Genomic DNA, 11,376 nt, shown 5'->3' with positions numbered 1-11,376 from the left:
CCTGGTGGCCTGCATGCGCAAGCTCCTTACCATCCTCAACGCTATGCTCAAACATAAGACCCCTTGGCATCTTTCTCCTAAGGTGATTTATGCCTAACTCTAAAGACGGTTGCTGAGCGAAGTCGGTACTCGGACGCAGTCGAAGAATCTAATCAACGTGACTGCAGCCACGTCCCATCCTCGCCTACATCCCTCTTATGTAGGGGCGCGGTCGTCGCGCCCATTCCCTACCCCTACCCCTTCACTTCCGCCTTCTTCAGCACCCTCGATATATTCTCCGGCCCCACCTTCCGCTTTTTCGACTCCACCTCGTGCATGACCTCCACCACCGCGTCGTTCACCGGCGTCGCCACCCCTGCCTCTCTTCCCCTTCTAGACACCAACCCGTTCATGTAGTCTGCCTCCGTCCTCCGACCCTTCATCACGTCCTGCGCCATGGACGCGTGCCAGTCCACCTTCCCCGCCTCCTGCATCTTCGCGTCCAGCTCCTCATACACCGATCCGTCGTCAATCTTAAGCCACGTCTCAGGCGGCACACCCAGTATCGGCACCAGCGAATAGTCCAGCGCCTGCCCCACCTGCACTACCTCTCGAGTGATAAGCATCCGCAGCCGACGCGCCTCCTCCGACGCCGCCATCCCCTGCGACCCCAGCCCCGACATAGCCCCCGTCGGATTGCTCTGGCAGTTGGCCGCCAGCTTGCTCCACCGCTCTCCCCACAGGTTCGTCGTCGTCCTGGCCCCATCGACGCTGCTTACCATCTCCACCACCCTCAGCACACGAGGCGTTATCACCCCGTTCAACTCCCCCACCCTGAACACGTCATGTCCGTGGTCCCGCCCCGGCGACCCGCCCCGCGTCACGTGCCCCGGCTCAAACAGTCCCACCTCTATCTTCGACATCACGCAACCTACCGTCCGGGCGTGTCCAAACACCGACGCCACCGTCAGGTCGTTGATGCTGTTCTGCGACGACACCGCGAACCCCTCCGGCTTCACATACGGCTCCATGAACTGCGCCGCCCACAGCGTATCGTAAGACTTCATCGCGATAAACGCGATGTCGAACTGCTCCTTAATCGACTGCGCTTGGTGCATGTGCAAAATCTTGGGCTGCACTGAAAACGGCCCCTGGCTCCCCGACACCTTGATGCCCTTGGCCTTAATCGTCTCCACATTCTCCGGCCACATATCAATCAGCGTCACATCCTCCCCCTCCCGGGTCATAAACGCCCCCAGATAACATCCCACTGCCCCCGCCCCAAATATCCCTATCTTTTCCATTTCATCACCATCCATTTAGTCCTGACATCGTTCGAAGCAAATTCTCGGTAGCTTCCCACCTTTTCTTTCCTCTCCCCTTGTGGAAGAGGACTATTGAACACCTTAATTCCATACAATCTTGAAATCCCGATGCTAATCGGGAAGGTGAGGGGTAAACCCTGTGGACACGTCACTTTATCATTGCCACCTGCCATTGGCGTGGGCAGGGCGGCAGGGTGCTCCCCTGGCCTGCCTCCCTCACCTCCCCTTCCATCGCGGCTTTCGCTTCTCCACAAACGCCCTCGGCCCCTCCACCGCGTCCTCCGACCCCAGAAGCGACTCATACCTCGCGTGTATAAGCGACGCCAGCCCCACATCATCCATCTCCAACCCCGCGTACGCCATCTCCTTGAAATACCGCACCGACAGCGGCGCATTCTCCGCCACCTTCAGCGCCAGCGACATCGCCTCTTCCATCACCCTCGACGGCTCCACCACACAGTTCACAAACCCCATTTCGTACGCCCGCTGCGCCGGCACCGCCTCCGCCGTCCACACCAGCTCTAGCACCTGCGCCAGCGGCATCGTTTTCGGCAGCGACGCCGCGAAGGGCGGCAGCAGTCCCACCCTCGCCTCCGTTATACCCAGCTTCGCCTCCGACGACGCCACCCGCAGGTCGCATAACTGCGCTATCGCCCACCCGCCCGCCAGCGCAAACCCGTTTATCGCCGCGATAAGCGGCTTCGCCGGCCGGCGCCACATATGCGGGCTGTCCGGTAGCAGACTGTCCGTTGACTTAGGCTGGACCCCCGCCGCGTTATCCGCCGCCCGCTCCTTCAGGTCCCGCCCCGCGCAAAACGCCCTCCCCGACCCCGTCACAATCCCCACCAGCGCCTCCGTATCCTCATCCAGCCTCCGCAGCGCCGACGCCAGCCCCTCCTTAAGCTGACGATTTATCGCGTTCAGCGCCTCAGGCCGGTTCAGCGTTATCACCGCCACCGGCCCCTCCCGCCTGTACAAAACAGCCTCATTCATAATGGCGGCTATTCTAGGCTAGGTAAAATCTGGTGGCAAATTCACTGATGTTTTCTAAGAGAAGCGAAGAATCCAATCGCCGCGGCCGCTGCCACGCTCTGCCATATGCTTCATTGCGACTCTTCTGAATGTAGGGACGAGGTCGCCTCGCCCTTCCCCAACTACCCAGCCTCAATCACCGCCCGCTCCATCGTGCATATAGCTATTCATCAGGAATGATCTTGTAGCCTAATCGAACCCCAACAACACTAAACGCTAACATCATTAATCCAACAAAAATCATGGCTCCTACACTGGCATTTTCTTTTAACACCATGACTATTAGAACCACTCCACTAATCGCAATGAGAACAACACCTGTAGTTATTCGCCGTAGCTTCTTCCTTCTTGCCTTATCAATCTTGCTAACGTCAATGTACAAAATCAATGTTAGAAGATCCCTCAGTTTCAAACGGATGGACAAGATTTTATCCCAAAGACCCACAATCAATCCTCAATAAACGACCTGACTTATTAAAGTAGCATCAATATTATTAGTCCTGTATTTCAACCGCCATTTGCCATCATCCCCATAAACCTCCCCTCCCTCACCAGCCCCGCCAGCCGCACCACATCCCCCGACACGCTTCGGTCCCCCTCCAGCGGTGTCGCCACCCGACGCACCATCGCCACCGCCTCCTCCACGCCCCTCCCTGGCCTCGGGTGCTCCGACAGGTATAACCCCTGCGACGCCGCCAGCAGCTCCACCGCCACCACCCGCATCGCGTTGTCGATGATCTGCAAAGCCTGCCGCCCCGCTATCGGCGCCATGCTCACGTGGTCCTCCATCCCCGCCGACGTCGGTATCGAGTCCACGCTCGCCGGGTGCGACAGCCCCTTGTTCTCCGACACCAGCGCCGCTGCCAGGTTCTGCGCTATCATCAGCCCCGACTCTACCCCCGGGTTCTTCGCCAAAAACTGCGGCAGCCCGCTCCGGCTGGCGTCCAGCAGCAAATACGTCCTCCGCTCCGACAGGCTCGCTATCTCACACGCCGCTATCTTCAAATAGCCCATCGCCAGCGCGATGGGCTGGGCGTGGAAGTTGCCCCCCGACAGCACCTCCCCTCCGAACACCAGCGGGTTGTCCGTGGCCGAGTTCATCTCCCTCTCCACCACCGACCAGCAGTGCCGTATCGCGTCGTAGGACGCCCCCATCACTTGCGGCATGCACCGCAGGCTGTACGGGTCCTGTATCTTGTGCGTCCACGGGTGCGACACCGTTGTCTCGCTTTCCCTCAGCAAGTGCCGCAGCTGCCTGGCGACGTACCCCTGCCCCTCATGCGGCCGCACCTCCTGCAGCCTCGCATCAAACGGCTTGTCGCTCCCCTTCAGCGCCTCCAGGCTCATCGCCCCCGCCGCGACAGCCCCGTGCAGCAGCGACCACGCGTCGTGCACCGCAAAAGCCCCCAGCGCCGTCGATACCTCCGTCCCATTCAACAGCGCCAGTCCCTCCTTCGGCCCCAGCTCCAGCGGCTTCAGTCCTCTCTTTGACAGCGCCTCCGCACCGGACACCGCTTGTGCGCCGGGAGGGGACCCGAGCGAAGCGAGTCCTGGTGAGCCTTTAGCCCTGAGCGAAGCCGAATGGGGAAGTCCGTACTCGGACGTAGTCGAAGGATCTACCTCCCCCTCCCCAATAAGCACCTGCGCCACATGCGCCAGCGGCGCCAGGTCCCCGCTCGCCCCCACGCTGCCCTGGCTCGGCACCAGCGGGTGTATGCCCTTGTTTAGGCACTCCACCAGCATCTCGGCTATCGCCGGCGCTACCCCGGACAGCCCCTTCGCCAGCTTGTTGGCCGATAGCAGCATCACGCCTCTAACCACTTCCGTGGGAAACATCGGCCCCGTTCCCACCGCATGTGACCGCACCAAATTCCTCTGCAGCTTCCTCGTCTCTTCAGGCGAAATAAATTTAGTCGACAGGTCCCCAAACCCCGTCGTCACCCCATATACCACCCTCCCCTCCTCCACAATCCTCCTCACCACCTCCCGAGACTCCCCCATCCGCCGTCTCACTCCATCCCCCAGCGCCACCCTTCCTCCCTCCCTTCCCACCCGCACCACATCCCCCACCGTCAGCCCCTCCCCGCTCACCCCCACAACCCCACCATCAGACAATCTCTTCTTCGCCAACATATCGGCCTTACCCACATTCCGGCCTATAGAGTTCATATATACCGCCTCGGCTTTAAATGACCGTCGTCTCTACCAAGGCTCCACTATCCGTCGACGCGCTAACATCTAAACCTACCCGTTTTACCTTCTCCCCCTTGATGGGGGAGAATAGAAGAGAGGGTGAAACACCAGCACTACGACCCTTTATCAATGCCACCTACCACCAGCGTGGGAAGGGGGTATGGACTTCTCATCGCTTCCCATACTGCCTCATCGGCACCCTCACCCCATGCCTCCTCGCCGCCTCCTCCGCCTCCTCATACCCCGCGTCCACATGCCGAATAATCGCCGTCCCCGGGTCCGTCGTCAGCACCCTATCCAGCCGACGACCCGCCGCCCTCGACCCATCCGCCAAAATCACCTGCCCCGCATGTATCGAATGTCCTATTCCTACTCCCCCTCCCGAATGAATACTCACCCAAGTCGCGCCCCCCACCGCGTTAATCAAAGCGTTCAGCAAAGGCCAGTCCGCCACCGCGTCCGTCCCATCCCTCATCCCCTCCGTCTCCCGGTTCGGCGACGCCACCGATCCCCCGTCCAGGTGGTCTCTCCCGATAACAATCGGCGCCTGAAGCCTCCCGCTAGCCACCATCCGATTTACCAGCTTCCCGAACCTTGCCCTATCTCCATACCCCAGCCAGCATATCCGCGCTGGCAGCCCTTGGAACTTGATCCGCTCCTGCGCCAGCCGGATCCACCGCTCCAGCCCCGGGTTCGTCGGCCCGAACTCTCTCACTACCATCTCGTCGATGGCAAAAATGTCCTTAGCCTCCCCCGATAGCGCTACCCACCGGAACGGCCCCTTCCCCTCGCAAAACAGCGGGCGTATATACTCCGGCACAAACCCCGGGTACGAGAACGCGTCCTCCACCCCAAAATCATATGCTCGCTGCCTCAGGTTGTTCCCATAATCAAACGCGACGCTCCCCCTACGCTTGAACTCCAGTATCGCCTTCACGTGCTCCGCCATAGACCGACCCGCCATCTCCATATACCGTGACGGGTCCTTCTTCCTCAACGCCTCTGCCTCTCCCACCGACAACCCCTTCGGTATGTACGACTGCGGGTCGTGGGCCGGCGTCTGGTCGGTGATAATATCCGGCACGATCCCCTTCTCCAGCATCGCCCCCAGCACATCCACCGCGTTCCCCAGTACCCCAATCGACACCGCCCGCCCTGCCCGCTTCGCCGCCTCCGCCCTGGATAACGCCTCGTTCAAATCTTTCGTCCATTCATCCAGGTACCCCGTCTCAATCCTGCGCTTAATCCTCCCCTCGTCTACCTCGACAACCAGCGCCACCCCGTCGTTCATCGTCACCGACAGCGGCTGCGCCCCTCCCATGCCTCCCAGCCCCGCCGTCACCACCAGCCGCCCCTTCAGGCTCCCCCCAAAATGTTTCCTCGCCGCCACGCCAAAGGTCTCATACGTCCCCTGCACGATGCCCTGGCTGCCGATATATACCCAGCTTCCCGCCGTCATCTGCCCGTACATCATCAGCCCCCGCCGCTCCAGCGAATCGAACACCTCCTGCGTCGCCCACTTCGGCACCAGATTGGAGTTCGCCAGCAGCACCCGCGGCGCATCCTTGTGTGTGCGAAACACCCCCACCGGCTTCCCCGACTGCACCAGCAGCGTCTCGTCCCCCTCCAGCTCCCTCAAACACCTCACAATGGCATGAAACGACTCCCAGTCCCGCGCCGCCTTCCCCCTTCCCCCGTACACCACCAGCTCCTCCGGCCTCTCCGCCACCTCCGGGTCCAAGTTGTTCATCAGCATCCGCAACGCGGCTTCCTGCTCCCACCCCTTACATGAAATCTCCGTCCCCCGAGAAGCCTTTATCACCGATGCCTTCATCTAGACTCCTCCTTCTTTTACTCATCCACCTGCACTTTAAGCCTCAATTGCCTCTTTGGAAGCGTCTATTCGTCGTATATCCCTATTCCTTGCAGCTTAACGAAAGTTTAGCACTCACTCCCCAACCTCAAAAGCTATTCCTCTCTCGTTGTGATCGCAGCCTCGGGCGCTTTCACGAGGTGGTCTCCTCAGGTTCTCCCCCTTCGGCCTGGAAGAGCCTGTCCCGAGTACCCCCCGAGGGACGAAGGGGGAGTTCGACGCTGTCCTGAGTATGCCGAAGAAGGGGGTTGTGGTCCCTTATTTTCCCTTCTCCTTCCAGCAGGCTGTACTCAGTCCCGATGCAGTCGGGAAAGGGGCAAGGGGATGGTATCCCATACCGCTACAAAGTTGGCGTCTATCAAGAACAAGGCCTGCTGCTAGGCTGAGACACCCTGCCCACCAGCCCTCAAACAAAGGAATTTCCCCTTTTTAACCCTCAAAAAACGTGCGTACCTACGTACAAAATGGTATAATTTATAGACATAACTAAAGGGCTTGCGCCCTTGTTTTTTGCCCCACCTAACTTCAATCGAAGAGGCTCAAGAATTTTATGGCCACTGATACAAGTGCGGCTACCTACACCGCCAAGGACATCGTCGTCCTGGAAGGCCTGGAGGCCGTCCGGCGCCGACCCGGTATGTACATCGGCAACACCGACCAGCGCGGCCTTCACCACCTCATCTATGAAATCGTCGACAACGCTGTCGACGAGGCTATGGCCGGCTTCTGCACCCATGTCGAAGTGACAATCAATGAGGACGGCTCCGTCACCGTCAGTGACGACGGCCGCGGCATCCCCGTAGATCTCCACCCCACCACCAAAAAGTCCGCCATGGAGACGGTATTTACCACCCTCCACGCTGGCGGCAAATTCGGCTCCGGTGCCTACAAAGTCTCTGGCGGCCTCCACGGCGTCGGTGCCTCCGTCGTCAACGCCCTCTCCGAAAGCCTCAAAGCTGAGGTCCGCCGCGACGGCGCCACCCACCGTGTCGAATTCTCCCGCGGCAAGGCTCTTACCCCTATTACCCGTCAGCCCGGCCAGTCCGAGCCCGGCACCGGCACTAAGGTCACTTTCAAGCCTGACACTCTAATCTTCAAAGAGTTCAATTACGACTTCGACATGCTCGTCGAGCACTTCAAGCAGGCCGCCTACCTCAACCAGGGCCTGCGAATCAAGTTCGTCAGCCTCTTCCACTCCCAGCAGCGCCAGGGTGATGTCGAGCGCTCCTTCTACTTTGAAGGCGGCATCCGAGACTTCGTCAAAAACCTGAACCATGGCCGCCAGGTCCTCAACCCTGACCCCTTCTACGTCTCCAAGACCGTCGGCTCCACCATCGTCGACGCGGCCATTCAATACAACGATAGCTATCACGAGACCTGCCTCTCCTTCGCCAACTGCATCCACACTGAGGAGGGCGGCAGTCACCTCACCGGCTTCCGTGGCGCCCTCACCCGCGCCATCAACGACTATGGCCGCAAGCAAAAGCTCCTCAAGGAAGACCAGGCCAACCTCTCCGGCGAGGACGTTCGAGAGGGCCTCACCGCCGTCATCAGCGTCAAGCTCACCGACCCCCAGTTCGAAGGCCAGACCAAGACCAAGCTCGGCAATGCCGATATTAAGGGCATCGTCGAGTCCGCCGTCGCCGACGGCCTTGTCCAGTGGCTTGAGGAACATCCCATCGACGCTCGCCGCGTCATGGATAAGTGCGTCACCTCCCAGAAAGCCCGCGAGGCCGCCCGTAAGGCCCGCGAGCTCGTCCTCCGCAAGAACGCCCTGGACGGCAGCTCCCTCCCCGGCAAGCTCGCCGACTGCCAGGAGCGCAACCCCGAGCTTTCCGAGGTCTTTATCGTCGAGGGTGAGTCCGCCGGCGGCTCCGCCAAAATGGGCCGAGACCGCAAGTTCCAGGCCATCCTACCCATCAAAGGCAAAATCCTCAACGTCGAAAAGGCCGCCGAAGACAAAGTTCTCTTGCACGAAGAAATCCGCGCCCTTATCGTCGCCCTCGGTGCCTACGACGGCGAGACCTTCCGCCCCGAAAAGCTCCGCTACCACAAGGTCATCATCATGACGGACGCCGACGTGGACGGCTCCCACATCCGCACCCTCCTCCTCACCTTCTTCTTCCGACGCATGCCTGAGCTGATCAAGGGCGGCTACCTCTACATCGCCCAGCCCCCTCTCTACCGCGTCCAGGCCGGCAAAGAGGTCAACTACGCCTTCACCGAGGCCGATAAAGACCGCATCCTCAAGACCACCAACGGCAAGCGCAGCGTCAACCTCCAGCGCTACAAAGGCTTGGGCGAAATGAACCCTGAGCAGCTATGGGAGACCACCATGGACCCCACGCGCCGCTCCATGCTCCAGGTCAAGGTGGAAGAAGGCGCCGCTATGGCCGAGACCGACAAGATCTTCTCCACCCTCATGGGCGATGAAGTCGCCCCCCGCAAAGACTTCATCCAGGCCCACGCCCGCTCCGTCAAAGAGCTAGACGTCTAACCCCCCGATGGGTGGTTAGTAGGGGTAAAATGTCATTTCGAGCGTAGTCGAGAAACCTCAACGTCCCACCCGCCACCATTACGCCTCATCTGGCGTCCGGGCGCTCCCTAATGCGTCAGCCAGCATATAATGAGTGGTTAATAGGCGAGGCCTGTCATCCTGAGAGAAGTCGGTACTCCGACGCAGCCGTTCCTCCCCCTTCCTGTCCCTCCTCCCCAAAACCCCCTATAATCTCCCCCACGGCCTTTTATATAATCTTGAGTACCTATCACCTATGATAATCCACGAAATCCCGATGCAAGTCGGGAGGGGGAGGCCCACCTATCGGCCCCTCCCAAAACTCCTTCCCTAGAGGTATCCCCTATGGCAACCACCAAACCCCTTTCTCCCGATACCCCCGGCACCAAAGTCTTCCCCCAGTTCGCCAAACTCTACGATATGGTCGCCAAAGAGGTCCAAGGCCTCTCCGACCAGCAGCTCGACTGGCGCTCCGACAAATGGGGCTGGGCCGACTGGAGCATCCGTACCCAGGTCTCCCACATGGGCTCCTTCCTCCCCGGCTGGCTCCTCCGCCGATGGGGCCCCGTCCTCTTCCCGGAAGGCTACGCCAGCCTGGGCGACTGGGCCGACTACGAAAAGTCCCCCAACGGCTGGTGGCTGGACGAAAAGAAATACCCCACCATGAAACACCTCCTCAAAAAGCTCCACGACGGCCTGGACCTCGCCCAGCACATCCTGGAGCGCGAGACCCTAAAATCCCTCCGCGACAAGGAAGTCCCCCGTCCCGACACTCCCCCCCACTGGAAACAGTTCGCCAAAGCCCACCCTACCGGCGTCCGATGGCATCCCACACAGGCCGGCTTTACCTACATGTCCCTGGAAGCTACCTTCCGGCACCTCTACTTTGAAGTCATAACCCACCTCTACAACCTCCAGCGACTCAAAGAAGCCCAGGGCCTCCCCCTAAAAGTCAAAGTCCCCCTGGAAGGCTACATGGCCCTCCCCGACTGGGACCACTCCCGCGCCAACGCCTAACCTCCCCCATCTCGCCAAAAAGGGCGCCTCTTGTTCAGAGGCGCCCTTTTTATCACATCTGTTTTGGTGGGGTAAGGTGATACGTCATTTCGAGGGTAGTCGAGAAACCTCAACGACACATCTGCAACCATCACGTCCCGTCCCACTTACCATGCCTTCCCTGAGACGTCAGCTAAACATTCCGGGGGTAGGTAGCAAAAATAGAATTGTCATCCTGAGCCCCGCGAAGGATCTATGCACAGAGCCGGCCTCCCATCTGACCCCTCCCCCCTACCCCACCACCCCCACCTTCCCCTCCGCCGTCGCCGCCAGCAGCGACGTGAACTTATACCCCCGACGCGCCAGCTCCTCGCTCCCCCCCTCCCGCCGGTCCAGAATCGCCGCTGTCATCGCCACCTTGCACCCGTACCCCTCCGCCGCCGCGATAGCCTGAAATATAGACCCTCCTGTCGTGCATACATCATCCACAATCGCCACTCGACTTCCCTGCCGCAGCGGCCCCTCTATCCCCTGCCTCGTCCCGTGCGCCTTCGCCTCCTTCCTAACAATGAACCCGCTTATCGGCTGCCCCGACTGGTGGCTCGTCATCGCCACCGCCGCCACCATCGGGTCCGCCCCCAGCGTCAGCCCACCAATGGCCTCCACCCCCGTCCCCTTCAGCAGCCCGAACACCGCCTGCCCCACCAGCCAGCTACCCTCCGGGTCCAGCGTCAGCCGCCTCCCATCGAAGTAATAACTGCTCTTCTTCCCTGACGACAATGTAAAGTCTCCATACTTCAGCGCCTCCAATTCCAGCGCCCTTTCCAGCAGCCGCTCGACGACTTTACTCATTTTTTACTCGGTCTAAATATAGTCCGTGGTCATAAATATACTTCCCCACCGGGCTGCATACTCTGTACCGGATCGAAAGCCCCTCCTTCACCCGCCTCCTCAGGTCCCGACCGCTGATCTCCACCCTCACCCCATCCAGCGTCTTTAGCCGGTTCTCCATCCCTCCCAGCGCGCCGTTAAACACCTTCGTTTGCGGCACCTCGTACCCGGGCCGGGTCACTGCCACCAGCGTCGCCATCTCCAGTATGCGCCGCGGCTCCTTCCACTCGTGGAACCCCGCCAGCGAGTCCACCCCCAGGATAAAGAACATCTCCGCCTCCGGCCCATACTCTTCCCTCAGCACTGTCAGCGTGTCGACGGTATACGACGGCCCCGGCCTCTCTATCTCCATCGCCGACAGTCTAAAGAACGGGTTGGTCGATATCGCCAGCCGCGCCATGTTCAGCCTGTGCTTCGCCTCCGACACCGGCGTCCCTTCCTTCATCCACGGCTTCCCCGTCGGCACAAACAGCACCTCCTCCAGCCCCAGCCTCACCCTCGCCTCCTCCGCCACAATCAAATGCCCCAGGTGGATGGGGTCGAAGGTGCCGCCCAATATGCCTATCTTCACT

At 60.4% G+C, this 11,376-nt stretch carries 9 protein-coding genes; 2 read left to right on the top strand and 7 right to left on the bottom strand.

Annotation, left to right across the window (positions count from 1 at the left end; genetic code table 11):
• Positions 1-233: 233 nt before the first annotated feature.
• The 5 genes from FJ320_05805 to hutU form a co-directional block, all read right to left on the bottom strand.
• Positions 234-1,298 (bottom strand): 2-dehydropantoate 2-reductase, encoded by a 1,065-nt coding sequence (locus FJ320_05805; GenBank protein ID MBM3925489.1) that lies wholly within the window; start codon positions 1,296-1,298, stop codon positions 234-236.
• Between the two features lie 222 nt (positions 1,299-1,520).
• Positions 1,521-2,297, bottom strand: a complete 777-nt coding sequence (locus tag FJ320_05800; protein MBM3925488.1) for an enoyl-CoA hydratase/isomerase family protein — start codon at positions 2,295-2,297, stop codon at positions 1,521-1,523.
• A 202-nt stretch (positions 2,298-2,499) separates the two neighbouring features.
• On the bottom strand, positions 2,500-2,748 hold the full coding sequence (locus FJ320_05795; GenBank protein ID MBM3925487.1) for a hypothetical protein: 249 nt from the start codon (positions 2,746-2,748) through the stop codon (positions 2,500-2,502).
• Between the two features lie 95 nt (positions 2,749-2,843).
• Positions 2,844-4,469 (bottom strand): histidine ammonia-lyase, encoded by a 1,626-nt coding sequence (locus tag FJ320_05790; protein ID MBM3925486.1) that lies wholly within the window; start codon positions 4,467-4,469, stop codon positions 2,844-2,846.
• A 229-nt stretch (positions 4,470-4,698) separates the two neighbouring features.
• Positions 4,699-6,363, bottom strand: a complete 1,665-nt coding sequence (gene hutU / locus FJ320_05785) for a urocanate hydratase (protein ID MBM3925485.1) — start codon at positions 6,361-6,363, stop codon at positions 4,699-4,701.
• A 589-nt stretch (positions 6,364-6,952) separates the two neighbouring features.
• On the opposite strand from hutU, the gene gyrB reads away from it, so the two are divergent.
• A complete protein-coding gene (gyrB, locus tag FJ320_05780) occupies positions 6,953-8,899 on the top strand; it encodes a DNA topoisomerase (ATP-hydrolyzing) subunit B (protein ID MBM3925484.1) in 1,947 nt (648 codons plus the stop codon).
• 363 nt (positions 8,900-9,262) lie between these two features.
• The gene (locus tag FJ320_05775) at positions 9,263-9,934 is read left to right on the top strand and encodes a hypothetical protein (protein ID MBM3925483.1); all 672 of its coding nucleotides are present in this window, start codon (positions 9,263-9,265) and stop codon (positions 9,932-9,934) included.
• A gap of 270 nt (positions 9,935-10,204) precedes the next feature.
• On the opposite strand, the gene pyrE is transcribed toward FJ320_05775, so the two are convergent.
• Positions 10,205-10,765, bottom strand: coding sequence for an orotate phosphoribosyltransferase (pyrE, locus tag FJ320_05770; protein ID MBM3925482.1), 561 nt, complete (start codon positions 10,763-10,765; stop codon positions 10,205-10,207).
• Complete coding sequence (locus tag FJ320_05765; GenBank protein MBM3925481.1) at positions 10,758-11,375, bottom strand: nicotinate-nucleotide adenylyltransferase; 618 nt, start codon at positions 11,373-11,375, stop codon at positions 10,758-10,760. Before FJ320_05765 ends, pyrE begins: the two co-directional genes overlap by 8 nt.
• Position 11,376: the final 1 nt, after the last annotated feature.

The organism is SAR202 cluster bacterium (assembly GCA_016872285.1).
GTDB lineage: Bacteria > Chloroflexota > Dehalococcoidia > Lucifugimonadales.
Note: the sequence above shows the minus strand (reverse complement) of the source record. Positions and strands in the feature narration are given on the sequence as shown.